Origin of the sequence: Buttiauxella cochleicola, from assembly GCF_021282405.1 — a bacterium.
GTDB classification, from domain to species: domain Bacteria; phylum Pseudomonadota; class Gammaproteobacteria; order Enterobacterales; family Enterobacteriaceae; genus Buttiauxella; species Buttiauxella massiliensis.
The window spans coordinates 169,909-194,434 of the sequence record NZ_JAJSOU010000001.1; the positions used below are offsets into that span (position 1 = coordinate 169,909).

Below are 24,526 nucleotides of genomic sequence, written 5' to 3' on the forward strand. Positions count from 1 at the left end.
TTTCCTCTTCTCAAGAATAAAACCATGAATGATAAAAACCCACACACGCTGAAAACCGGTGGCGACCCGCGTGGCCTTGCCGATTTTGCGGCACTGCGCGAAGAACTGAGCAAACTTACTCATCCGGCTCGGCCGGATGTGAACTGGCAGCTTGTGGAAACGTTGTGCCTGAATCTGTTTGAGCGTAACGGCGTAGAGCTTCAGACTGCGGCCTGGTACACCCAGGCGCGCACTCGTCTTGCCGGGCTTTATGGGCTAAACGAAGGACTAGCGATTGTGGTGGCGCTGATTACCTACCAGTGGGGCGCAATATGGCCGCAGGCCACGCATGCACGGATGGACGTTCTTAGCGGTTTAAGCCAAAGAGTGCAGCAGATGGTGCGTACTTTTACACTGGAATATGCTGATCTCGGCGCGCTTTATCAGGCAGAAAAACATCTCGCTAATCTGGGTGATGTGCTGCAACGCCTCGAGCTAAAACATTTAAGCCAGATGGACGTATTACGTAACCAGCTACAGGCGTCGGCCATACGGCTGGAAAACAGTGATGTTAAAGCAGGTAACAACGGTGCGACTACTACAGGTATTGTCCTGCCAGCAAACGTATCCGCAACGACGGCCAGTAACAGTTCGCGCACTACATGGGTGTACGTTGCTCAGGCAGAGCCGCAAGCGAAGGGCGAAATCGTCAGTATTTCTGTGCCGGTAAAACCGTGGAAGCCATTTATCTCTGGGGTCGCCACTATGCTGGTGGTCGGTGGGATGTCGCTGTACGGTTGGAATTATATGCATCGACAAGATCCTGAATTGGCTCAGTTACAGGCATTAATCGCGCCATGGCCAGCCGCTCTTTCGGCCGGGCAAATCCAAAGTTTACAGCAGAAGAAACCCGAATGGCTTAGCGATAACGCTTATCCTGAGGCGGTAGAGCAGCGATTGAAACAGCTCACTATGCTCCAACCAGACTGGGCGCTGAATTATGGTAATCAGCTCGTTGGGCAGGTAAAGGCATTGTGGCCACAGACACCGCTTGCGATGCAAATATCCTCACGCTGGCAGCAGCAATTAAAGGAGTCAGCATTGCCGACGGAAAAGATGAATGACTGGCATCAGGGAATGGAGCAACTCCAGCAACTCGCTAGCCGCCTGAACGGATTGGACGAGCAGCATGGCAAATACATGACGGTCAGTGAGCTTAAGACGATGGTGTTTGGCATCCAACAGTCGTTCAACAAAACGATTCCTGTGGAAGAGCAGTTACGGCAGCTTGATGAGACTCCATCACAGGCATTGGCCACTCAGACGGATATGCATCTGAATCAGCTACTCAACCGCTACGTGCTGATTAAACAAAAAGGGTAGCCCAATGAGGCTATCTTTTGGCTCCAGCTTCATTTAGTTATCTGGTGAATGTTGCCTGGAGCATTAGTAACACATTGTCTTCATTGCCCTGGTAAGCAACAAAAATCAGAGATACTAAGAAAAGAGTTTTAATAGGAATTGAGTTGAATAGTCGAAATATAGCTGGATTAGTTAAGATTTGATGACCGGAGAGATGAAGCTTTGAATGTTTCTTTATGAATGGTGCGTCCGAGTGGACTCGAACCACCGACCCCCACCATGTCAAGGTGGTGCTCTAACCAACTGAGCTACGGACGCACTGTTTGTTGCGGTAAAACTTAGAATGGTGCGTCCGAGTGGACTCGAACCACCGACCCCTACCATGTCAAGGTAGTGCTCTAACCAACTGAGCTACGGACGCACTGTGTTGTCTGTGACAACGGGGACGAATATTAGCGGCAGCCCCCGAGCCTTGCAAGCGTTAAACCACAATTTTCTTCCATATTTCACTCGTTTGCTGCGCATCTGCACAACCCGCTGGAAAAATAGCCGCCAAAACGGCGGCTATTCGGGTTTATCGTGCGGCGCGCTGCAAAATAGTGATTGAAGGCTGACGTTGCAACCAACGCATCCGCAGCATCATCATAATCGCAGCAGACGTCAGACCGATGATAAAGCCGGTCCAGAATCCTGCTGGCCCCATCGGTTCTACAACCCAATCGGTGAGTGCAAGAATATAGCCGCTTGGCAATCCCAGCACCCAGTAGGCGATAAACGTTATAAAGAAAATGGAGCGTGTATCTTTATAACCACGTAGCACACCGCTGCCGATAACCTGCACGGAATCGGAAAGTTGGTAAACCGCTGCCAGTAACATCAGATGCGCCGCCAGCGCGACAACTTCTGGATTACTGTTGTAGAGCAGGGCGATGTGCTCACGCATCACGATGGTAAAGATAGCCGTGAGGGTTGCCATGCACATACCAACACCAATACCTGTCCAGGCGGCGGTTTGCGCATCGAGTGTTGAACCCTGGCCCAGACGGAAGCCCACGCGGATAGTGACTGCTGCTGAAAGTGACATTGGCAAAACGAACATCAGCGAGCTGAAGTTCAGGGCTATCTGGTGACCTGCAACGTCAACAATACCCAGCGGCGCGACCAGCAGTGCGACGACCGCAAACAGTGTCACTTCAAAGAACAGAGCCAGGGCAATCGGCAGACCCAGTTGGGTAAGGCGATATATAACTTTCCAGTCGGGCTTGATAAAGCCTTTCGGCAATTTCAAATCGCGCATTGAGCGGGCTTTTCGCACATAAGAAATCATGAAGAAAAACATCACCCAATACACCGCAGCAGTTGCAACACCGCAACCGACACCGCCGAGTTCTGGCATGCCAAAGTGGCCGTAAATAAAGATGTAGTTGACCGGAATATTGACCAACAGACCAATAAAGCCCATCACCATGCCGGGTTTGGTTTTTGCCAGTCCTTCGCATTGGTTACGGGCAACCTGGAAGAACAAATAACCCGGAACGCCCCACAGCAGCGCGCGTAAATAACCCACGGCTTTATCGGCAAGTTCCGGGTCGATATTTTTCATCGCATGAATAATATGGCCCGCATTCCACAGGACAATCATGATCAGCGCCGAGACAAATCCCGCCAACCAGAAGCCCTGGCGAATCTGGTGAGCAATACGCTCACGACGCCCTGAACCGTTGAGTTGCGCGACGGTTGGCGTCAGCGCCATTAACAAGCCATGACCAAAGAGAATGGCGGGTAGCCAGATGGATGTACCGATTGCCACAGCGGCCATATCGGTTGCGCTGTAGCCACCGGCCATCACGGTATCGACAAAACCCATTGAGGTTTGTGCAATCTGCGCGAGGATCACGGGTATCGCCAGTGCGAGTAACTGGCGGGCTTCAACTATGTACTTCTGCATTTGAACACCTGAATATTTTTAGTTATTAGAAAGACAGCAAGACCGCCAGAAATGGCAGAAAAATAGGAATCGCAGGGGAATTAGCCTGACTATTGTAGCGGCTGAAAACGAATACGCCAGCCAAATAATGGTGGGGTAGTGCGGATAGCTGGTAAGCATTTTTTCCAACTGTTAAAGTGTTGCGTTATCTATTATACCCGTCATCCTTCGAGCTACAGGGGTGTTGGCTGCACTCACAAACCCCAGTCACTTACTCAAGTAAGCTCCTGCGGATTTGCTCCCTGGCCGCCTACCTGTAACTGGAATGCTAACGGGTATGTTCAATACCATTTAATTACCAGGAGCTTTACGATGTTTACAGGTATTGTGCAGGGCACTGCGACCCTGGTCTCCATTGATGAGAAACCTAACTTCCGTACGCACGTCATTGAAATGCCCGACGCGATGTTACCCGGCCTTGAAACAGGGGCGTCGGTTGCGCACAACGGCTGTTGTTTGACGGTCACAGAAATCAATGGCAACCACGTCAGCTTTGATCTTATGAAAGAGACGCTGCGCATCACCAACCTCGGCGAGCTAGTGGTGGGCGACAGTGTCAACGTTGAACGCGCTGCCAAATTTAATGATGAAATCGGTGGGCACCTCATGTCCGGTCATATTATGACCACCGCCGAAGTGGCGAAAATTTTGACTTCAGAAAATAACCGCCAAATCTGGTTTAAAATGCGCGATAAAACGTTGATGAAATATATCCTGCATAAAGGATATATCGGCATTGATGGTATTAGCCTGACGGTGGGTGAAGTTACAGCATCGCGTTTCTGCGTGCATTTAATTCCAGAAACGCTTGAGCGCACCACGCTTGGCAGCAAGAAACTCGGCAATCGTATTAATATTGAAATTGACCCACAAACCCAGGCAATTGTAGATACCGTTGAGCGCGTGCTCGCACAACGTGAAGCGACTTTGGATGCGTTGCTACCGAAGGCGTGATAAACGGTTTTTGTCGGATGTCGTTTAGGCGACATCCGACTGTATTAAGCAATCAACAAACTTCCGCGCACCAAATCACTGGTATGCCGTTCACCAAGCAACAACTCTACTGCCCGACGGGCAATACTCTCCAGCGGATATTTAATGGCGGGAATAGTATTCGAACCAGGCATTCGGGTTGAGCCGTCAAGACTGAACACCATCACCTGCTCAGGTACTTTTAACTGGTATTGATTGAGCATCATTACTGCTTCTTGCGCCTGCGTATCATCGGTGACCAGCAGTGCAGAAAACTTCACTCCACGGTTTATCAAGCGTTGCAGTGCAATGCGCACCGATGATTCATCGTCAATCACCAACTGGCGGTTGAAGGGCACGACATGGTTGTGAAGCGCCTGATGATAACCTTCAAGTGTGAGCGCTGCCGCTTCACCACTGGCAAAGTTAATCAAAGCGATTTGTCGCCGCTTTTGATTACATAAATAATGCACTGCCGTTTCTGCAGCAAAAATATAGTCACACTGAATACTGAGGTTATGTGAACCGCTCAGGCAATCAATCAACATGATGTCGTCATCAAGTTCCGGTAACGGAAAACGAGCCCCCACCACCACCAATGCATCACATAACCCGTTAGAAAGTTCCTGTGCCGCCTGAGCCACACTGTCATGGTCATTGGCAAAGCGTAACAGCAAATGTTTCTGATGCTGATTAAGCTGTTTCTCAAGTGCTTGCAGATAGCCAGTTGACTGCTGAATATGTTCGGTTGCGCAGATAACGCCAATGCAATTAGTTGACTGGGAACTCAAAGATTGAGCGATAGCATTCGGCTTGTAGTTAAGTATTTCCGCCGCGCGTAAAACGGCCTGGCGACTCTCTTCTTTCACGCCGCGACTGCCGCTTAAAACACGCGAAACGGTTGCTTTAGAAACCTGTGCCAGGCGTGCTACATCATTAATATTCGACATGGTGTGAGTTTCCCGCTTCTCAGCCAGAAACGGGCCTCGCGGCCCGTATGCGGAGATTACGTACGATCGTTAAAGCCATTTTCTGCGGCGGTTGCTTTGTACCACTCGCCGCTTTTCTTGATGGTGCGTTGCTGAGTCTCGAGATTTAACGAGACAAAACCGTAACGGTTTTTATAGGCGTTGCACCAGGACCAGTTATCAATAAACGTCCACATGTGATAACCAAGGCAGTTACTGCCTTCACTGATGCCTTTATGCAGCCATTTCAGGTGGTCGCGCACGAAATCAATGCGGTAGTCATCCTGAATCTGGCCGTTTTCGTCGAAGCGCTGTTCGTTTTCAACGCCCATGCCATTCTCGGAAATATAGCAATTTGGGTTGCCATAATTCTCACGCAAGTTGGTGAGAATGTCGTAAATCCCTTGCTCGTAGATTTCCCAGCCGCGATACGGGTTCATTTTGCGGCCTGGCATTTCGTAGGACTCGAAGAACCACTCTGGCATAAACGGACTGTCAGGGTTTACCAGTGAATCGCGGCATTTGATGCGGCGCGGCTGGTAGTAGTTGATACCGAGTAAATCGACGACACCTGCTGCCAACAACTCTTTATCGCCAGGCTGGCATTGAGGCAACTGGCCATGCTCTTTCAACAAGGCCACCAACTCTTGCGGATATTCACCACGCAAAGCAGGGTCAAGGAAGCTGCGGTTAAACATCAGGTCAGCGATGTTCGCCGCTTTCACATCCGCAGGGTTTTGCGAACGTGGGTAAGAAGGGGTGAGGTTGAGAATAATACCGATTTCGCCGCCGTCATTACGCTCGTGATAAGCCTTTACCGCCAGAGAGTGGGCGATCATGGTGTGATAAGCGACAGTGGCTGCGCGTTTAAAATCCACCACGTTCGGATAATGGAAATCGTACAGATAGCCCCCTTCGACAGGTACTACCGGCTCGTTAAAGGTAAACCAATGCTTCACGCGGTCGCCAAACAGGTCAAAGCAAACATTAGCAAATTCAGCATATGCCGTGACAACGTCACGGTTTTCCCAGCCGCCTTGCTGCTGCATTACCATCGGCATATCAAAGTGGAACAGGTTGATAAATGGCTTAATACCTTGCGCCAGCAGCTCGTCAATAACCTGATTATAGAAGGTCACAGCTTCCTGATTTACCGCGCCGCGCCCTTCAGGGATCAGGCGTGCCCAGGAAATTGAGGTACGGAAAGTATTATGGTTCAGCTCTTTTAGCAGCGCGATGTCCTGTTTCCAATTCTTGTAGAACGTGGAGGTATCCGCAGGGCCTACGCCGTTATGGAAACGGGTTGGTTGTTCTTTAAACCACTGATCCCAAATGGTGGCAGACTTGCCAAAAGAGAGCGTTTCACCTTCAGTTTGCGGTGCTGAACTGGCGCTGCCCCACCAAAAATTATCAGGAAATAGGTATTTCATTTTCGTTCCTCGTTTGACGTGCCTGCCATCCGGGCAGGCAATAAAAAATATCAGTTTGCTGCAATCGGGCTGTCATTTTCCTGTGTATTACGTTCTTCATCCTGTTTCAGCAGGGTGCGTTCGTAAGCTTTCAGGAATGGGTAATACATCACAGCCGACATGACCATACAAATCAGGCACATGATTACGGGACTTACCGCCCAGTTTGCGGCCCATGAAGCACCAATTGGCGCAGGTGTTGTCCATGGTGTCAGAGAGACAACCTGTGCAACCCAACCTAATTTTGTCGCGATATAAGCAAGCGTTGCGTTAATCATTGGCACCAAAGTAAACGGCAAGAAGAACATTGGGTTCATGATGATTGGTGTGCCGAACAAAATGGGTTCGTTGATGTTAAAGAAGCTAGGCACCACGCCCATTTTGCCAATGGTACGCAGGTGAATCGCACGGCTACGCAATAGCAGGAAGGCTAATGGAAGTGTTGAGCCAACGCCGCCAATCAACAGGTAGTGGTCCCAGAAACCTTGCAAATAGATATGCGGCAGAACATTGCCCGCAGCCAGTGCAGTCTGGTTAGCTGACAGGTTCGCCATCCAGAAAGGGTTCATAATCCCGGTGACAATAAGCGCGCCGTGAATACCGGCGAACCATAAAATCTGGCAAATAAAGACGGAAATCAAAATCGCCGGCAGCGAGTCGGATGCGGATACTAACGGTGCCAGCAGATGCATGATTGCTTCGGGAATAATCATCCCAGTGGTGGACTCGATAAACAAATTCAGCGGGTGCAGGGTTGCAACAATCACCACAACCGGAATCAGAATTTCAAATGAGCGCGCAACGCCTGTCGGCACTTCTTTCGGCAAACGGATGGTAATGTTGTGGCGTTTTAATAACGCGTATATTTCGCTGGCGTAAATCGCCGTAATCAGCGCAGTGAAAATGCCCTGGCCGGAGAAATACTGCGTTGAGATCTGCCCGTCTTTATACGGTGCGGCGACCAGTAAAAAGGCCATAAACGCCAGTAGGCCAGTCATAATCGGGTCGAGCTTATAGTGCTTCCCGAGGCTTGCGCCGATACCGACGGAGATAAAGAACGTCATCACGCCCATGCTGAGGTTAAACGGCAGCATTAACTGTTCGCGGTAGGTCTGCGAGAAGTTAAGCCACGAGCGGGCAAAGCCCCAGGTGCTGTCTGGCGAGAACGGCGGGAAGATAAACACTAACAAGAATGATCCGATAATCATAAACGGAAGGGCGGAGATAAAACCGTCGCGAATGGCGATGACATGGCGCTGAGAGCCCATTGCTCCTGCCATTGGCGTGACTTTTTGCTCAATCACATTGACCATTTTTTGGTACATGCTCATGGCGGTATCCTTGCTATTGTTTTTGGGAAGTAGAGTGATTGTGAAACAAGATGGAAACCGGTTTCCAATGAATAAAGAGATAAGTGTTAACGGGATCAAACTCGTGAAGAAAGGAGCGCAGGAAACGTGAAGGGACTCACATTTTGTTAAGAAAATGCTACATGCTTGCGAGGATTGAATTTACCCCGGCATTGCCGGGGTGGAAATCAGTGCGGAACCCGTAAACCGTTTTCGACGCCACGAGTGAAGACGACTTGCCAGAGCTGGATATCACGTGCACGGAAGGCACCGGCACAAGCATTCAGATAATAACTAAACATGCGTTTGAATCGTTCTGAATAGTTATCGGCAATTTCCGGCCAAAAGTTATTGAAGCGTTCATGCCAGGCCATCAATGTTTTGTCGTAGTCGGCACCAAAGTTATGCCAATCTTCCATCACAAAATGACCTTCGCTGGCATCGGCAATCTGGCGCACTGACGGCAGACAGCCATTAGGGAAAATGTACTTGTCTATCCATGGGTCAACACCGTTAAAGGTTTTATTCGAGCCAATGGTATGTAGCAGGAAAATACCGTCAGGTTTTAGATTGCGGTCGGCAACATTAAAATAGGTGGCATAGTTTTTCGGCCCAACATGTTCGAACATGCCGACAGAAACAATGCGGTCAAATTGCATATCCAGTTCGCGATAATCTTGCAGCGCAATATTAACGTTAAGCCCGGCACAACGCTCTTGCGCCAGTTTTTGTTGTTCGGCGGAGATGGTTACACCATGAACGGCTACGCCGTAATTCCGGGCAGCAAATTCTGCCAGACCGCCCCAGCCGCAACCAATATCAAGTAACGTCATTCCTGGCTCAAGATGCAGCTTATCGCAAATCATTTTAAGCTTGGCGTTTTGTGCATCACTTAGCGTGGTAGCGTCTTTCCAATAACCGCAGGAATATTGCATATGTTCATCAAGCATGCGGCTAAATAAGTCATTGCCCAGATCATAATGTTCTTTACCGACTATCCACGCACGTTTTTTGGATTGCAGATTAACTAAGCGCGCGGCGGCTACACGTAGCGTGTCTTTTAAATGGTGGGGGAGTTGCCGCTCAAGTCCGGCGCGAATGGCGTTATGGAAAAAAATATCCAGTCGTTCGCAGTCCCACCAGCCGTCCATATAGCTTTCACCAAGACCCAGTGTACCCTCTTGCAGAACACGCTTAAAAAAATCGGGATGCTTAACCTGTATATCGAAAGGGCGTGGGCCATTAATTTCTACCCCTGCACGCGTGAGCATATCGTTCACAATCCGATACCACGGGTTATTTCTTATTCTGACTTCTTCTATACACGATGAACTCATAGCTTCTCCATCACCAATGTGAAAGGAACCTTAAAACAGCGTAGACGCTATTTTGGGCATGTGAGAAATGTCACGGAAAATTCCGTGTGCCTGATATCCGACGTAGAACAGAGAAAGGGGGCTTGGCGCCCCAAAAAAACAGATGTAAAACAAAAACGGGAGCCAAGAGGCTCCCGTTTTAATGTGATTATTATGGTGTTATTTGTTGAGCCGTTTATGAGTATAGGCTCGCTTAAGCGGTGATTCAATCACATATTCTTAGCAAGCTAACCATGTTGAGGCTGAGCAATTTTAATCTTAATGTGCATCCGATTCAGCCGGTTGCCAGACCTCGGCATTTTTACGACGCTGAAGCAGATAACCCAGCATGGCCAGAACAATTGTTACCAACATGACACTGGTGGTTGTAAGCAGTGGTGTAGCGACCAACCACGACACCATCAAACTTGCCAGGAAGCACAGGCCCAATTGCAGCGTGTTTTGCAGCGCAGCGGCTTTACCCGTGGCTTGCGGGAAAGGCAACAGTGCGGAAGCAACCACGATTGGGTAAATCGCACCGTTGGCAATCGCCATTACACAGAACGGAATCAGCAATAACGTGAGTGTGGCGTGGCCGCTTACCGCAACCGCCCAGGTGCCGAAAATGCTCAACGTATATAACGCCAGCAACCACGGCAGCATTTGCTTGCCTTGCCATTTTTGCAGTGCGCTACGGCAGCCGTAACCACCAATCAGGAAGGCGATAGTTTGTGGCACATAGCTCAGGCCAATCGCCGCCGGGCTGTAGCCCATATCATTCAGAATGAACGGGGAACCGGTCAGCCAGGCAAAGAAGCTTGCGGAGCAGGCCGCATAAATCAACACGTTGCCGCTATACACGCGATTACGCAGCAACGACATAAAGCTGACTTTGTTGTCTTCTGTTTGCGGGTGATGCTGGGTACGTGGTTTCAGGCGCAGAGTTGGTATCATCAGCACCAGCGTGATGGCAAATAGTGTGGCGAAAATCGCCTGCCAGTCAAAGTGGGTCAAAATCCAACTACCCAACAGTGGAGCCAGTGCTGGAGATAGACCAACCAGCGGCATAATCGTTGCAAAAATGCGATTTGCACGGTTTGCCGGGTAGTAATCGGTCACCAGTGCCTGCCAGCTTACCGCGGCAGAACAAACACCAACGGCCTGAACGAAGCGCAGCACCAGCAGAGCAGTAGCACTTTCTACCCACAACATTCCAATACAACCGACGGCGAACAGACTTAGACCTGCCAGCAAAACTGGTTTACGTCCGAAATGGTCTGACAGCGGCCCCCACATTAACTGGGCAAACGCAAAGCCCGCAAGGAACAGGCTCAGGCTCGCACTGACGGCGGAGGCATCGGTCTGTAAATCTTGCTGAATGGCAGCGAAAGCAGGCAGATACATGTCTGTGGCAAGGAAGCCCAGAACACTTAATCCAGCCAGCCAGATAAGAAATCCTTTTGATGGTTGCATAATTTTCTCTTGTTTTATCTTGCAGGTTGATCGCTGCAAGAGTGTACGGAGTGCAAATAGGCTTGTGAAACGCTAATATTTGTAGGTTGCGTTCAAAAAATTTGTGAGCAGAGAAATGTGGTCAGAATATTCGCTGGAAGTGATAGATGCGGTAGCGCGCAATGGCAGCTTCAGTGGTGCAGCACAAGAGTTGCACCGCGTTCCGTCAGCTATCAGCTATACGGTACGGCAACTGGAAGATTGGTTAGCGGTTCCGTTATTCGAACGTCGCCATCGTGATGTTGAATTAACCCCCGCTGGCGTCTTTTTCCTGAAAGAAGGCCGTTCTGTTATCAAAAAAATGATGACGACACGGCAGCAGTGTCAACAGATCGCAAATGGATGGCGCGGGCACCTGGCGATTGCAGTCGATAACATCGTTAAACCTGAACGAACACGTCAGTTAGTGTTGGATTTTTATCGTCATTTTCCGGATATCGAACTGCGTATCTTCCAGGAAGTGTTTAACGGCGTGTGGGATGCGCTGGCTGATGGGCGAGTTGAAGTCGCGATTGGTGCGACACAAGCTATTCCCGTCGGGGGGCGTTATGCGTTCCGCGATATGGGGACGTTGAGTTGGCGCTGTGTGGTGTCATCAAATCACCCGCTGGCACAGCAGGGCGGAACCTTAAGTGATGATGATCTACGGGCCTGGCCGTCGTTAGTACTGGAAGATACTTCCCGCTCGCTACCGAAGCGCATTACCTGGCTTTTGGATAATCAGCGTCGAGTTGTGGTTCCAGACTGGGAATCTGGCTCTGATTGTCTTAGCGCGGGTTTATGTATTGGTATGGTGCCGCTGCATATAGCAAAGCCGTGGTTAGCTTCGGGGCAGTGGAGTGAGCTGACGCTCGATAACCCATTCCCGGACGCGGCATGTTGCCTGACATGGCGGCAAAATGATGCTTCGCCAGCTTTGGCCTGGTTGTTGGAGTATTTGGGGGATAGTGAGACGATGAATCAGGAGTGGTTGCAGGAGCCTGCTTAGGCAGGCTCCATTGACTGTTTTTAGCGACGATAATCGCGGAATGGACCATCTGCCACTGAACGGCGTTCAATTAAGCGTGGATGTACTTCAATCGACTGCGACTCTTCGCGTTTATTGACGATTCTATCCAGCAGCATATTGAATGCTGTTTCACCCAGTGAATCCTTCGGCTGATGAATGGTGGTCAATGCCGGTGAGAAGTAACGCGCGTTACGCACGTTGTCGTAGCCGATAATGGAAATATCTTGCGGCACGCGTAAACCCATTTCATCAGCAGCACAAATTGCGCCCATCGCCATAATGTCACCGCCGCAGAATATCGCGGTAGGGCGATGGGACTGCCCAATTATCTGCTGCATGGCGCGGTAGCCTGACTCAGGTTCAAAGTCACCCTGCACAATCCAGTTCTCAGGAATAGCGATACCAGCCTCTTCCAGCGCTTTCATAAAACCAGCATGGCGGCCGCCACCGGTATTACGTTCCATTTGACCGGGAATTGCACCAATTTCGCGGTGACCACGCTCAATCAAATAACGGCCAGCCAGATAGCCACCGTGGAAGGCATTATCGACAACGGAGTCGGTGAAATCCGCGCGGGCTTCGCCCCAGTCCATCACAACCATTGGGATGTGACGATACTCTTCAAGCATAGTCAGTAATGATTCCGGGTATTCAGAACACATCACCAACAGCCCATCGACGCGTTTTTGCGCCATCATGGATAAATAGGCGCGCTGTTTTTCGAAATTATTGTGCGCATTACCCAAAATCAGGGTGTAGCCTTTTTCAAAGCAGCTATTTTCGACAGCTTCGATTATCTCGGCAAAATAGGGTGCTTCGCTAGAAGTGGCTAGCAAACCAATCGTTTTGGTGTGATTAACTTTCAAGCTACGTGCGACGGCGCTAGGCGAATAATGCAATTGTTTAATTGCTGCCCAGACCGCATTGCGTGTTTCTTCCGCCACAAAACGGGTCTTGTTAATCACATGTGATACGGTTGTAGTGGAAACGTTTGCGAGCTTCGCTACGTCCTTGATTGTCGCCATTAAATTTCACTCCGGGCCATATCGTAAACCCCTGATAACCAATGTGTTAAACGTTTGCGTACGCTAACTCCTGAGGCAACGTTAAGGTTGCAGGTATGCCGGGATTGCGACATAAAACGGGAGGAGGGCGTTGAATAGATGGTACGCAACAAATTAGCGTGGGATTTTGGCCTATCCTGGAGAAAAGTGAAAGAGGGAAAAGCGATATCAGGTTAAAACCAGGGGGATTTTTATGTCTGATTGTGGGAAAATCAATCCGACACACCGATTGTAGGGTAATAAAAGGAGTTTGCTAATGAGTACCGATCTGAAATTTTCAATCATGACCACGGTTGTTGTTTTGGCTCTGATTGTGTGTGGCGCGTTAACCGCCGTACTGCATTGATACATCGCTCTGATTAAAATGGGCCGCAATCGCGGCCCATATCTTTTTGGTTTTATGCTGCCAGATTCTTAGCAACAAACTCCCAGTTCACCAACGCCCAGAAATGCTCAAGATAGCCAGCACGAGCATTGCGGTAGTCGATGTAGTACGCATGTTCCCACACATCCACAGTCAATAACGGTGTTGCCGCTGTTGTTAATGGGGTACCCGCGTTTGAGGTAGAGACAATCGCCAGAGCGCCATCTTCTTGTTTGACAAGCCAGGTCCAGCCAGCGCCAAAGTTTTTAATAGCCGCATCAGTGAACTGCTGTTTAAACTCAGCAAAGCTCCCAAACGACTTATTAATGGCTTCCAGAAGCTCCCCAGTTGGTTCACCGCCTGCATTTGGTGCCAGGCAATTCCAATAGAAGGTGTGGTTCCAAACCTGAGCTGCGTTGTTAAACACGCCACCTTCGGAAGTACGAACGATCTCTTCGAGAGTTTTACCTTCAAACGCGGTGCCCTTAACCAGATTGTTCAGGTTAGTGACATAGGTTTGATGGTGTTTACCGTAATGGTATTCCAGAGTTTCGGCGGAGATATGCGGTGCTAAAGCATCTTTTGCATATGGTAGTGCAGGTAGTTCGAACGACATTGCTGACTCCTTATTACCCTTCATACTTCGAGCCGCATCTTTGTTGGCTGCGATGCAACTCGAATTAATTTGGGTATCTATTGTTAAACATCACTTTTAGTGCGGGTTTAGGGTAACAAATTGAAAGGATAAGCAAAAGAGGGAACTCACCTGCCCAGGGAAGGGCAGGTGCAGGTTTTCTAATAAGAGCGTTTAACGAATGGTTTTAGGGGTCATAACGCGTTTGGCACCGACATAGTGGCGCTGCCAGTAGTCTTCGCTCAATGAGGTGATCTGGATATCCTGCCCGGTACGCGGTGACTGAATAAATTTACCGTTGCCCACGTACACGCCAACATGGTCAGCGGTGCCTCGACCTTGGGTGCGGAAGAAGACCAAATCGCCAGTTTCCAATTCCCCACGATCTACAGATGAGGCATCACGCAGGTGATACATCTCATTAGCGGTACGAGGAATACGGAACTTCACTAAATCTTTGTATGCGTAGTAAACCAGACCACTACAATCGAAACCGGTAACCGGCGAGGTGCCACCCCAACGATACGGTTTACCAATCTGGCCCATCAATTTATTCATTGCCGTTTTTTGTGCTTTTTGCACACGGACTTTATGCGCCGCAGCAATCGTCGTTGGCTGCTCTGATTTAACTTTTACACAATGCGCTTTATGGCCTTTACGTGGCTTGCTGCATTTTTCGGTGAAAGTAACAGGCTGAGCTTTTGCGAGCTTAGAGGTTTTATTGCGGGAGTTTTTTGCAAGATTCTTTGTTTTAGCGCTGCTGGCATTTTTGGCAGTTTTACTTTTTGCGGCAGTTGCTTCTTTTTTCTTGCTGGCTGTTTTGACTGAGGTGGTGCTTTTTTTGCTGGCGGTGGTGGTTTTACTCTTACTGCTCTTTTCTGTGCTCTTCGTTGTGCTTTTCACAACGTGCGCTTTTTGCGCAGCCACGGGACGAGCGTGCTCAGACGCCTGCGTCAATGGTGTATACGGCAAGGTAAATAGCAGAGCACAGAGCGTGATAGAAATTTTTGTTATCCGCGCCACTCGACAATCCCCTGGTGAAAATGAATGCATGAGAAAAACCATCATGCCCGTGTATGATTTTGCGAAACCCGCCGATTCTAATCTATTAACCACGATAAAGTTAATAACCTTTTACTATTCGCCTTGCTGTTTCGTTACCGGACGCAAAAAAATTAACCAAACTAATGGTTGTAAGGCTATTTATTGATCAGGCATAGGGTCATTTGCTGATTTTCAGTGGCGGGAAAAGTGTTATTCTTAATACATGTTGTCCCTCCATCGCGTATGACAGAAAAACCCTTTAAAAAATGGTGTTTTCTGGAGAGGGCGTCAATCGCTACAATGGCAGACTAATGCCAGTACTTGGTTTGAGGAAGCAAGCAATGAGCACTATTGAAAAAATCCAACAACAGATTACTGAGAACCCAATTCTTCTTTATATGAAAGGTTCTCCGAAACTGCCTAGCTGTGGCTTCTCCGCCCAGGCTGTGCAGGCGCTATCCGCTTGTGGTGAGCGTTTCGCGTACGTTGATATTTTACAGAACCCAGACATCCGTGCTGAGCTGCCAAAATACGCTAACTGGCCTACTTTCCCGCAGCTGTGGGTTGATGGTGAACTGGTTGGCGGCTGCGACATCATTATTGAGATGTATCAGCGTGGCGAGTTGCAGACACTGATTAAAGAATCTGCTGCCAAACACAAATCTGAAGAGCCAGACGCAGAGTAATTTGCAACTGGACTAAGTAATTGCCAGAAATAAAAAAGCGACTTATCAAAGTCGCTTTTTTTATGCTCAGGATTCGGGGTCCGCTGGCAGCGGTAAAGGCCAGCCGCCTAAACGTTTCCAACGGTTAACGATTTCGCAAAAAAGCTCGGCGGTTTGCTCAGTATCATATAGAGCCGAGTGCGCCTGGCTGCTGTCAAATGGCATGCCAGCGGCGATACATGCTTTGGCGAGCACCGTCTGGCCCAGTGCTAACCCGCTTAGTGCGGCAGTGTCAAAGGTCACAAATGGATGGAACGGGTTACGTTTTAATGAAGCACGTTCTGCCGCTGCCATCATAAAGCTGTGATCGAATGTCGCATTATGGGCGACCATGATCGCGCGGTTACAACCGCTGTCTTTAATGCCTTTGCGCACCATTTTAAAAATTGCGTGTAGCGCGTCATATTCACTCACTGCACCACGCAAAGGGTTATGCGGGTCGATACCATTAAAGGCCAGCGCTTCAGGTTGAAGAATTGCGCCTTCAAAAGGTTCAACATGGAAATGCAGGGTTTCGTCAATCGATAACCAGCCGTCTTGATCCATCTTTAAAGTGATGGCTGCGACTTCAAGTAAAGCATCGGTTTTAGCGTTAAACCCGGCGGTTTCAACGTCAATGACTACCGGATAAAAACCACGAAAACGGTCGCACAGGCTATGCAGTTGCGTGTTGTCAGACATCAGGATCTCTTAATACGGGAAAAAGCAGCGCGCATTATGGCAAATTTTAACAAGGGAAGCTAACGGGTGCAGAGAGCACCCGTAACAGGATATTAATTACCCAACCCTTTACCTGCGTCTTTGCTTTCGATCAGCTCAATTTTGTAGCCGTCTGGATCTTCAACAAAAGCGATAACGGTGGAGCCGCCTTTTACCGGGCCAGCTTCACGGGTGACATTGCCACCGTTTTTACGAATACGTTCGCAGGCTTCAGCCGCGTCATCAACGCTCAGAGCGATGTGACCATAAGCATTGCCTAAATCGTAGCTATCGGTGCCCCAGTTATAGGTCAGTTCGATAACCGCTTCTTCGGTTTCCGGGCCGTAGCCAACGAATGCCAGAGAGTATTTGTATTCAGGGTTTTCACTGGTACGCAGCAGAGTCATGCCCAGCACGTTAGTGTAAAATTCGATGGAGCGTTGCAGATCGCCGACACGCAGCATGGTGTGAAGTAAGCGCATATTTACAAAATCCTCTTAGAATTAAAGGGTTAATTTCTAAATGTGAGGTAAGTATAGCGGCGAACTAGCGCCGCTATCAATGAGAGGGTCTATAAAGTCGGGTAGTCGGTATAACCTTCTGCACCACCACCATAGAAAGTTTCAGGGCGCTGGGCGTTGAGTTCTGCATTGTGATGCAGGCGTTCAACCAGATCCGGGTTAGCAATATAGTCACGGCCAAAGGCTACTGCGTCGATTAGGCCTTTCTCGATTAATGTTTCGGCTTTTTCTGGCGTGTAAGCACCAGCACCGATGATCACACCGTTAAAGCGGTCACGTACTTTCTGACGGAACTCTTCGGTATAAGGTTGACCACCAGCCCAGTCTGGTTCAGACATGTGCAGATACGCGATGCCACGTTTGCTCAATTCTTCAATCAGATACAGTGCATCGGCTTCTTCGTCCGGGCCGTTATCGACATTCTGGAAAGAACCGATTGGCGAGACGCGAATACCAATGCGATCGGCACTCCACTCTTTGCTTGCAGCATCAACCACTTCTAATACCAGACGTGCGCGGTTTTCGCGGCTGCCACCGTATTCATCAGTACGATGGTTAGATGTTGGTGACAGGAATTGATGCAGTAAGTAACCGTGTGCAGAGTGTAATTCGACCATATCAAAGCCAGCATCACGTGCATTACCTACAGCCTGGCGGAAGTCATTCACAATACCTGGGATTTCATTAAGCTCAAGAGCACGTGGCATTGAGGTATCGACGCGAATGGCATGGCCATTTTCATCACGTAATGAGGTGCGCGTTCCGGCAGAAATTGCAGATGGCGCAACCGGTGCTTGCTGGTCTGGCTGAATACTGGTGTGGGAGATACGGCCGGTATGCCACAGCTGTACTGCAATACGACCGTCTGCGGCGTGAACGCCTGCGGTAATTTTCTTCCATGCTGCGATTTGCTCATCGCTATGCAGACCAGGAGCACCTTCATAGCCTTTAGCTTGCGCTGAAATTTGCGTTGCTTCGCTGATAATTAACCCAGAACTTGCACGCTGACGGTAGTACTCACCCATCAATGGCGTTGGAATATCGCCAGGCACAATGCTACGCAGGCGGGTTAATGGTGCCATAAAGATACGGTTAGGCGTGGTAATCGCGCCGACTTTCAGTGGAGTAAATAATTTATCTGCTGACATATAAAACGCCTCTAATAGACCGGTCGTCTACTGTTTGATTAAATAAAAAGCCTGTCAGGAGACAGACTCCGCTAATAATTGAGTTACGTGGGCGAGGGCGCATTCTAGCGGTACCGCGCTACGTGAAATCTTCGCCTGAAGACTTGCTCCTAGCCACAAAGCATAAATTACCTGGGCCTGGCTTAACGCTGAGCCGGTTAATTTCAAGCTTGATTCGGCATCACCTTTTTCCAGTGCATCAGCAATCTGGGAGACAATTTGTGCGGCACCTTTGTTCAGGGCCGCGCGCATATCTTCTGAAAGATCACACACTTCAGCCGAAAGCTTTACCGTTAAACAACTGATCAAGCTGCCGTGCTGGCAAAACCATGTCACCGTTTCCTGGTACCAGGCCAGCAATTTTTCTCGATAATTACCGCTATCGTGGGAAAAGTGCTGCTGTAATCGCAGGTTATAAGCAGTGTAGTAACGCTCAAGCATCGCCACGCCAAATGCTTCTTTTGACCGAAAGTAATGATAAAACGAGCCTTTCGGTACTTCAGCTGTGCTTAACAGCTCGCTCAATCCCATGCCAGTAAACCCACGTTGCAGACAAAGCTGCTCGCCGGTAGCAAGGAGGTGTTCACGAGTGTCATGTTCAGGATGTCTGTTCATGGGGAATACTGTAATAGACCAGTCGGTCTAAGGCAAGGCTCAGGCGGCAGAATTTTCCTGCCGCCTGAAGGGTCAGGCTTTACGGCATGTGGCAATAATATCCAGATCAGATTGATATTCTGAGGTTTTAATATCCATCATTCCCAGCAGCGTTGAGAAAATATTATCCTGAGAAACTTGTTCAGCAGCAGCTTTCTTTGCCAGGCAATCAGCATTGACGGCAAAATTTTGTTGGTAATCTTTCGATAGCCAGAACAGGAACGGAATGTGCGTTTGCTGTGAAGGGGCCAGCATATATGGCGTGCCATGCAAATAAATACCGTTTTCACCCAGTGATTCACCGTGGTCGGAAAGATAGACCAGTGCGGTATTGAATTTGTCGCCATGTGCGTTCAATTCATCGATGGTGCGGCTAACAATATCGTCGGTATACAAAATGGTGTTGTCATAGGTATTGATGAGCGACTGGCGATCGCAGTCCTGAATCTGGTTACTGTCACACGTTGGTGTGAACTTGCGGAATTTATCCGGGTAGCGGCGATAGTAGGCCGGGCCATGGCTACCCATCAGGTGCAATACAATGACGGAATCTTGCTGCAAACCATCCAACACGTTACCAAAACGATGCAAAATCGCGTCATCCCAGCAGGATTTGTCTTTGCACAACGCGTCTAAATTCCATTGGGTCATATCGGTATGCGGGATACGGTCACAAGCCCCTTTACAACCGCCATCATTATCACGCCATAGCAGATTGATTCCTGCATGTGCCATGACATCAAGCAACCCTTCCTGGTGACGAGCCAACGATGCATCGTAATTTTTGCGTGGCATATTAGAGAACATGCATGGAACGGAAACAGCCGTTTCGGTACCGCAAGATGATGCATTAGGGAAATAAATAACGTCGCGTTTTTTCAGTTCCGGATTGGTATCACGAGTGTAACCATTCAGTGAATAGTTTTCAGCGCGCGAGGCTTCCCCCACAACAAAGACAACAACGGTTTTCTTTTTCTGTTGGCTAATCAAGGTGCCTTTTTTCGCATCTTCACCAATTTTTACCAGCGTTTGATCGCCGGCAAACCAGCGAGTCAAGCTGTAGCGGCTTATCGCGCTAATGTAGTTGGCAGGTGTCACCATTTTCACCACGCCTTTGTTGTTACGGAACAGTGAGGCGTAGTCTTTATAAAATACGGATGCGACAAGAATAATGATCAGCAGGCCAGCTAAGACGCCTACCAATCGAGTCAGGAGGGTATACCACCAACGTGAAGGTTTGATTTTAATTGATGCAAGGATGAGCGCAGGCACGATGCCCGCAAGGCTGAGCCAAATAAGCAACTGTGGTGTAACCAGTGCTACAGCTTCCTGGGAGTCGGTTTCAAAAACGTTCGTCATCATGTTTTTGTCGATGACGGCGCCGTAGGTGTACATAAAATAGTTACTGGCAGCACAGCCAATTATCAGTATCACCAGCACAGGCTTACGCAACCACGGCAGGTTAATCATGCTGAAAATAGTCAACCAGGCGCTGAATAACACCACTGGTACAGAAATTGCGAAGAGCCAGCTATGGAAGGAAACTGGAGCAATGATTTCCCAGGTGCGTTTTATGAACAAGAAATTGATTAAAGTGAAGAAGAGAGCACAGCAAATATTAAACTTAGAATCGTTACACTGTAACTTTTTCAGGGATTCCATAACAGCCATAAAAGATCATAAAGAATGCGCTTAGACTAATAAATAAAGATTAGGTGAACCTTAGTTTCAAAAAATTCATTCATATCTTTGTTTGCGGGACAAGCACTAAGAATATTTACCGCACCGCTTGCAACATTTTATTTGTCGGACTTCAATTGAAGCAATGCTACGAAAGAGGTGTGAGGGTGTCTGAACAGTTAGAATTTTTCCCGATTCAAAGCCCGTGTCGTGGGATCTGCCAGTCAGATGAACGCGGTTTTTGCCGTGGCTGTATGCGCAGCCGTGATGAACGATTTCAGTGGCAGCAATTAAGCGATGGGCAAAAACAAGACGTGCTTCGGTTATGCCGCCAGAGATTGATGCGCAAATTACGCGCAAACAAGCCTGATTCCCCTGAAGAACCGCAACAACCCTCACTTTTTTAATTCCTTGATGCCGTTATACTCAGTCGCAGAATTCGTTTACTACTGAGGACAGGCTTTATGGTACAGCGCATTACGATTTCCCCGCAGGGCCCAGAATTTTCACGCCTGGTCATGGGGTATTGGCGTTTGATGGAGTGGAACATGTCCGCGCCTCAGCTAGCCAGCTTTATTGAAGAGCATGTCGATTTAGGAATTACTACTGCCGATCACGCCGATATTTATGGCGGTTATCAGTGCGAAGCGGCATTTGGCGAAGCGATGCGCCTGGCGCCACATTTGCGTCAGAAAATGGAAATTGTCACCAAGTGTGGTATTGCCACCACGGCAAACCCGGGACACGCACTGGGTCACTACATTACCGATAAATCACACATCATCAGCCAGACTGAAAAATCGCTTGAGAATCTGGCAACCGATTATCTCGATCTTCTGTTGATCCACCGACCTGATCCTTTGATGGATGCTGATGAAGTTGCAGAAGCCTTCACTTCGCTGCATCAGAGTGGAAAAGTGCGTCACTTTGGCGTGTCTAACTTTACACCTGCGCAGTTTGCTTTGTTGCAATCACGTTTGCCTTTCACGCTTGCGACCAATCAGGTAGAAATCTCCCCAGTACATCAGCCTGCTATTCTCGACGGTACGCTGGACCAATGCCAACAGTTGCGCATTCACCCGATGGCATGGTCATGTCTGGGTGGTGGTAGCCTGTTTAACGACGAGGCGTTCCAGCCGCTGCGTGATGAGCTGCAAGCCGTCGCAAATGAAATCGGTGCGGAAACTATTGAACAGGTAGTTTACGCATGGGTGATGAGATTGCCGTCTAAACCGTTGCCAATCATCGGTTCCGGTAAAATTGAACGCGTGCGTTCAGCGATTCACTCCTTAAGCCTCGATATGAGCCGCCAGCAGTGGTTCCGTATCCGTAAAGCTGCGTTGGGTTACGACGTGCCATAACCCACAAAAACAGTTATCTCCCGGAGGATTCAACTTGTCTGACCTATGCTTAACAGGTTGAACGTGAATCCGGGAGTTAATATGAAGCGAATAAGTCTGGCTTTTTTAACGTTGTTTAGCTGTGCGGCTGTTCAGGCTGCGAGCACCGAAGTTCAAATGAATCTCGTCACGCCTAAAGGGATTGGACATTCTCTTGGTACCGTGAAAATCACCGAAACCGACAAAGGGCTGGTCTTTGCACCCGATCTTAGAACCCTTCCTCCAGGCGAACATGGTTTTCATGTTCACACCAATGGCAGCTGTGAACCTGCAATGAAAGCTGGAAAACCTTCAGCTGCAGAGGCTGCTGGTGGCCACCTGGATCCTGATCACACTGGGAAACACATGGGGCCGATGGGTGTTGGGCACCTGGGTGATTTGCCTGTACTTGTGGTCGATAATGATGGAAGCGCTACCGAACCGGTCACCGCACCTCGCCTGAAAACACTTGATGAAGTAAAAGGCAAAGCGCTGATGGTGCATGTTGACGGCGATAATATGTCCGATCAACCTAAACCACTTGGTGGTGGTGGAGCACGTTACGCTTGCGGTGTCATTCAATAAAATCAGTGGCTACCTGCCAGAGTTCCGGCAGGTGGCGCCTGTTCCAGCTGTGAAAGTGAGCAGTAGAGCCGCCAGATAATTCCCGCAAGCTCTCGTGCTGCCGGATTGTGATGATGTGCGAGCGTCTCAGACATTCGCTGCAATTCCTGTAACGTGGCTGCTAACGAGCGTTGTTGTACTCCGCGCTCACTCATGACATCCCTCAAGGTATGAATACACACATCGCGGACTTGCGAGAGCGGGTCGGAGCGTGTTTCCCATACTCGTAATTGCCACACCACATGAGAACAATTGAGTAAAACCACTCCCCAGCGCAGCAACCAGCGGCGCGCCACGTCATCTTTACTGTTACTCAATTGGCTGATGTGGTGATAAACCAGCGATTCGAACTGGTTCTCAGAGTGTTGCGGCTTACGGCTTAACTGATCGACAAAACCGCGCCGTAAGGCACGAATATGACGGCGGCCTTTGCGTGTGTCGGAGCCCGGGCGAAGCACAGAAAACGCAACCCAGGAAAGACCTACACCAATGACTTTTGCCAGATTGTCATTGAGGAAGTCAGCTAAGTCATAAACCGGTGGATTAGTGACGGCGATAAATGACCCCATAAAAACAATTAATTGCCCCCACAGCCCGGCAAACTTAGGTTGTTGCAGTTTCAGCAGTTGCATTGTCGCCAGCAACGGCAGCAGGAAAACCAGGAATTGCCAGAGATCGGTAATCTGTACCATCAGGCCAAATTTGACCAGGAAGCTGAATAATGACAGCCATAGCAAGGTGCGCATCAGTAGCGTAAGTGAGTTAAGCGGTGAGGCGACCGACGAATAGAGCACGCAACTTATCGCCGCCAACGACAACGCGCCACTCCCGGCGTCCCATTGAGTGTTAATGCACCATGCTCCGGTTACGGTTATCACGCAAAAGGTACGTAACGCGCTCCACAATGCTTCGGTATTATCGGTATGACGTGCCAGCGGCGGCGTTTTGGGCGGAGTGAGCTCTGAAACCGGGGTGGCATTTTCTAGTTCACGCAACCAGCGGCTACTGTTCAGATATAACCAACAGAAATACCGTAAACGCAGCCAGAATGCCTGATGACGGTAATCAGCTTCGGACCCTGGGGCAATCTGTTGCAACAGCCGGGCGACGGTATATTTATGGGTGCCTTCCCGCGCCAGTTCATTAATCAATGCTTCAAGAACCGGCCATAGGTTTTCCGGGGGATTTGGCCAGTTCATTAGCATGCGTCTAAGGCTTGAGATTACGCTGGTCAGACGTAATTGTTGATGGATTAAATAATTGAGCAAATTATTCTGGCGGCGGAAGCGGTAATGGCTCCAGAACGCCTGAATTCTCAATAGATTCATGGTTAGAATCTGCCCAATAACACCTTCGTGTGCAGTACGAATGGCATCTGTGGTTTCTGGTTTCCATAACATTGATGCATGCTCTAACAACCGGGCATGCATATTTCGCAACGCACTAAGAAGGGTGGTGCCATCTGAGGTACTGGGTAGTACCATCATCATAAATCCACCACACAAAATTCCGACAATTACCTCACAAACACGCGCCTGAGTGATGTCCCAAAGCTGGGTTGTTTCGACGGTATTGACCATCGGGAAAGCGATGATCGCAGCGGTGTAGCCCGCCAGCATAAAAGCATAGGCTACGTTGTTCTGGAAATGGCTGGAGCTCCATGTGCACAGTGCGAGCCAGGATGCCATCGCAAAGGTAAACAACCAGGGGTCGTTGAGTGTGTTTCCCGCAATAATCAAAGAGGCCATTGCGCCAATCAGGCTACCGGCGACTCGTCCGAGACTTTTACTGACCACGCCACCGACAGTGGGGAAACTGACGACCGCCGCGGAGGTCATCGCCCAATAAGGTTCATCTAAATCCAGGTAGTAAGCGATGGTTAATGCGAGGCACATCGCAATGGCATTACGCAGGGCATAGCGCCATTGCCCGGCGTTTGCTTTTCCCCAGGGCGTATTTTTCCATGCCAGTGACGAGAGTTTCATCGCT

Annotated in this window: 23 protein-coding genes and 2 tRNA genes; 8 read left to right on the top strand and 17 right to left on the bottom strand. The window is 49.2% G+C overall.

All coding sequences use genetic code 11. The features are described from left to right. Positions 1-24 precede the first annotated feature (24 nt). On the top strand, positions 25-1,362 hold the full coding sequence (locus LVQ79_RS00740; protein WP_232863541.1) for a VasL domain-containing protein: 1,338 nt from the start codon (positions 25-27) through the stop codon (positions 1,360-1,362). Between the two features lie 220 nt (positions 1,363-1,582). On the opposite strand, the gene LVQ79_RS00745 is transcribed toward LVQ79_RS00740, so the two are convergent. The 3 genes from LVQ79_RS00745 to mdtK form a co-directional block, all read right to left on the bottom strand. After that, positions 1,583-1,659, bottom strand: a tRNA-Val gene (locus LVQ79_RS00745). Positions 1,660-1,685: 26 nt separating this feature from the next. Beyond that, a tRNA-Val gene (locus LVQ79_RS00750) sits at positions 1,686-1,762 on the bottom strand. A gap of 153 nt (positions 1,763-1,915) precedes the next feature. Continuing rightward, positions 1,916-3,289, bottom strand: a complete 1,374-nt coding sequence (gene mdtK, locus LVQ79_RS00755; RefSeq protein WP_064511776.1) for an MdtK family multidrug efflux MATE transporter — start codon at positions 3,287-3,289, stop codon at positions 1,916-1,918. A 351-nt stretch (positions 3,290-3,640) separates the two neighbouring features. Here mdtK and LVQ79_RS00760 point away from each other — a divergent pair, with 351 nt between their 5' ends. Next, entirely contained in the window at positions 3,641-4,282 is a 642-nt protein-coding gene (locus LVQ79_RS00760) for a riboflavin synthase (RefSeq protein WP_064511775.1), read from the top strand. Between the two features lie 44 nt (positions 4,283-4,326). Here LVQ79_RS00760 and LVQ79_RS00765 read toward each other — a convergent pair whose 3' ends face one another. The 5 genes from LVQ79_RS00765 to punC all read right to left on the bottom strand — a co-directional run bounded on the left by LVQ79_RS00765 (position 4,327) and on the right by punC (position 10,914). Next, on the bottom strand, positions 4,327-5,250 hold the full coding sequence (locus tag LVQ79_RS00765) for a LacI family DNA-binding transcriptional regulator (RefSeq protein ID WP_232863542.1): 924 nt from the start codon (positions 5,248-5,250) through the stop codon (positions 4,327-4,329). A 56-nt stretch (positions 5,251-5,306) separates the two neighbouring features. Further along, positions 5,307-6,698, bottom strand: coding sequence for a glycoside hydrolase family 1 protein (gene gmuD / locus LVQ79_RS00770; protein WP_232863543.1), 1,392 nt, complete (start codon positions 6,696-6,698; stop codon positions 5,307-5,309). Positions 6,699-6,748: 50 nt separating this feature from the next. Beyond that, positions 6,749-8,068, bottom strand: a complete 1,320-nt coding sequence (locus LVQ79_RS00775; protein ID WP_232863544.1) for a PTS sugar transporter subunit IIC — start codon at positions 8,066-8,068, stop codon at positions 6,749-6,751. Positions 8,069-8,274: 206 nt separating this feature from the next. Continuing rightward, positions 8,275-9,423 carry a cyclopropane fatty acyl phospholipid synthase gene (gene cfa / locus LVQ79_RS00780; RefSeq protein ID WP_232863545.1) on the bottom strand — a complete coding sequence of 383 codons (1,149 nt, stop codon included), beginning with the start codon at positions 9,421-9,423 and terminating at the stop codon, positions 8,275-8,277. Between the two features lie 297 nt (positions 9,424-9,720). Then, positions 9,721-10,914, bottom strand: coding sequence for a purine nucleoside transporter PunC (punC, locus tag LVQ79_RS00785; RefSeq protein ID WP_232863546.1), 1,194 nt, complete (start codon positions 10,912-10,914; stop codon positions 9,721-9,723). A gap of 115 nt (positions 10,915-11,029) precedes the next feature. Here punC and punR point away from each other — a divergent pair, with 115 nt between their 5' ends. Further along, on the top strand, positions 11,030-11,941 hold the full coding sequence (gene punR / locus LVQ79_RS00790; RefSeq protein WP_064511769.1) for a DNA-binding transcriptional activator PunR: 912 nt from the start codon (positions 11,030-11,032) through the stop codon (positions 11,939-11,941). Positions 11,942-11,961: 20 nt separating this feature from the next. Here punR and purR read toward each other — a convergent pair whose 3' ends face one another. Further along, entirely contained in the window at positions 11,962-12,987 is a 1,026-nt protein-coding gene (purR, locus tag LVQ79_RS00795) for an HTH-type transcriptional repressor PurR (protein WP_232863547.1), read from the bottom strand. 295 nt (positions 12,988-13,282) lie between these two features. On the opposite strand from purR, the gene cydH reads away from it, so the two are divergent. Further along, positions 13,283-13,372: a cytochrome bd-I oxidase subunit CydH gene (cydH, locus tag LVQ79_RS00800; RefSeq protein ID WP_034455366.1), complete on the top strand. Its 90-nt coding sequence runs from the start codon at positions 13,283-13,285 to the stop codon at positions 13,370-13,372. A gap of 52 nt (positions 13,373-13,424) precedes the next feature. Here cydH and sodB read toward each other — a convergent pair whose 3' ends face one another. Beyond that, complete coding sequence (gene sodB, locus LVQ79_RS00805) at positions 13,425-14,006, bottom strand: superoxide dismutase [Fe] (protein ID WP_034455367.1); 582 nt, start codon at positions 14,004-14,006, stop codon at positions 13,425-13,427. A gap of 192 nt (positions 14,007-14,198) precedes the next feature. Beyond that, on the bottom strand, positions 14,199-15,047 hold the full coding sequence (locus LVQ79_RS00810; protein WP_232863548.1) for a C40 family peptidase: 849 nt from the start codon (positions 15,045-15,047) through the stop codon (positions 14,199-14,201). A 362-nt stretch (positions 15,048-15,409) separates the two neighbouring features. Between LVQ79_RS00810 and LVQ79_RS00815 the strand changes: the two genes are divergently transcribed. After that, entirely contained in the window at positions 15,410-15,754 is a 345-nt protein-coding gene (locus LVQ79_RS00815; protein ID WP_232863549.1) for a Grx4 family monothiol glutaredoxin, read from the top strand. A gap of 66 nt (positions 15,755-15,820) precedes the next feature. Here LVQ79_RS00815 and rnt read toward each other — a convergent pair whose 3' ends face one another. The 5 genes from rnt to eptA form a co-directional block, all read right to left on the bottom strand. Beyond that, the gene (rnt, locus tag LVQ79_RS00820; RefSeq protein WP_151995854.1) at positions 15,821-16,474 is read right to left on the bottom strand and encodes a ribonuclease T; all 654 of its coding nucleotides are present in this window, start codon (positions 16,472-16,474) and stop codon (positions 15,821-15,823) included. Positions 16,475-16,566: 92 nt separating this feature from the next. Next, positions 16,567-16,974, bottom strand: coding sequence for a lactoylglutathione lyase (gene gloA / locus LVQ79_RS00825; protein ID WP_064511763.1), 408 nt, complete (start codon positions 16,972-16,974; stop codon positions 16,567-16,569). Between the two features lie 89 nt (positions 16,975-17,063). Next, positions 17,064-18,161, bottom strand: a complete 1,098-nt coding sequence (locus LVQ79_RS00830; protein WP_232863550.1) for an alkene reductase — start codon at positions 18,159-18,161, stop codon at positions 17,064-17,066. 54 nt (positions 18,162-18,215) lie between these two features. After that, positions 18,216-18,815 carry a TetR/AcrR family transcriptional regulator gene (locus tag LVQ79_RS00835; RefSeq protein WP_232863551.1) on the bottom strand — a complete coding sequence of 200 codons (600 nt, stop codon included), beginning with the start codon at positions 18,813-18,815 and terminating at the stop codon, positions 18,216-18,218. A gap of 72 nt (positions 18,816-18,887) precedes the next feature. Next, positions 18,888-20,516 carry a phosphoethanolamine transferase EptA gene (eptA, locus tag LVQ79_RS00840; protein WP_232863754.1) on the bottom strand — a complete coding sequence of 543 codons (1,629 nt, stop codon included), beginning with the start codon at positions 20,514-20,516 and terminating at the stop codon, positions 18,888-18,890. A 185-nt stretch (positions 20,517-20,701) separates the two neighbouring features. Between eptA and LVQ79_RS00845 the strand changes: the two genes are divergently transcribed. The 3 genes from LVQ79_RS00845 to sodC all read left to right on the top strand — a co-directional run bounded on the left by LVQ79_RS00845 (position 20,702) and on the right by sodC (position 22,498). Beyond that, positions 20,702-20,941: a DUF1289 domain-containing protein gene (locus LVQ79_RS00845; protein ID WP_232863552.1), complete on the top strand. Its 240-nt coding sequence runs from the start codon at positions 20,702-20,704 to the stop codon at positions 20,939-20,941. Positions 20,942-20,998: 57 nt separating this feature from the next. Then, positions 20,999-21,895: an aldo/keto reductase gene (locus tag LVQ79_RS00850; protein ID WP_232863553.1), complete on the top strand. Its 897-nt coding sequence runs from the start codon at positions 20,999-21,001 to the stop codon at positions 21,893-21,895. 81 nt (positions 21,896-21,976) lie between these two features. Continuing rightward, a complete protein-coding gene (sodC, locus tag LVQ79_RS00855; protein WP_064511759.1) occupies positions 21,977-22,498 on the top strand; it encodes a superoxide dismutase [Cu-Zn] SodC in 522 nt (173 codons plus the stop codon). A gap of 2 nt (positions 22,499-22,500) precedes the next feature. Here sodC and LVQ79_RS00860 read toward each other — a convergent pair whose 3' ends face one another. Beyond that, positions 22,501-24,522 carry an FUSC family protein gene (locus LVQ79_RS00860; RefSeq protein ID WP_232863554.1) on the bottom strand — a complete coding sequence of 674 codons (2,022 nt, stop codon included), beginning with the start codon at positions 24,520-24,522 and terminating at the stop codon, positions 22,501-22,503. Between the last annotated feature and the right edge of the window lie 4 nt (positions 24,523-24,526).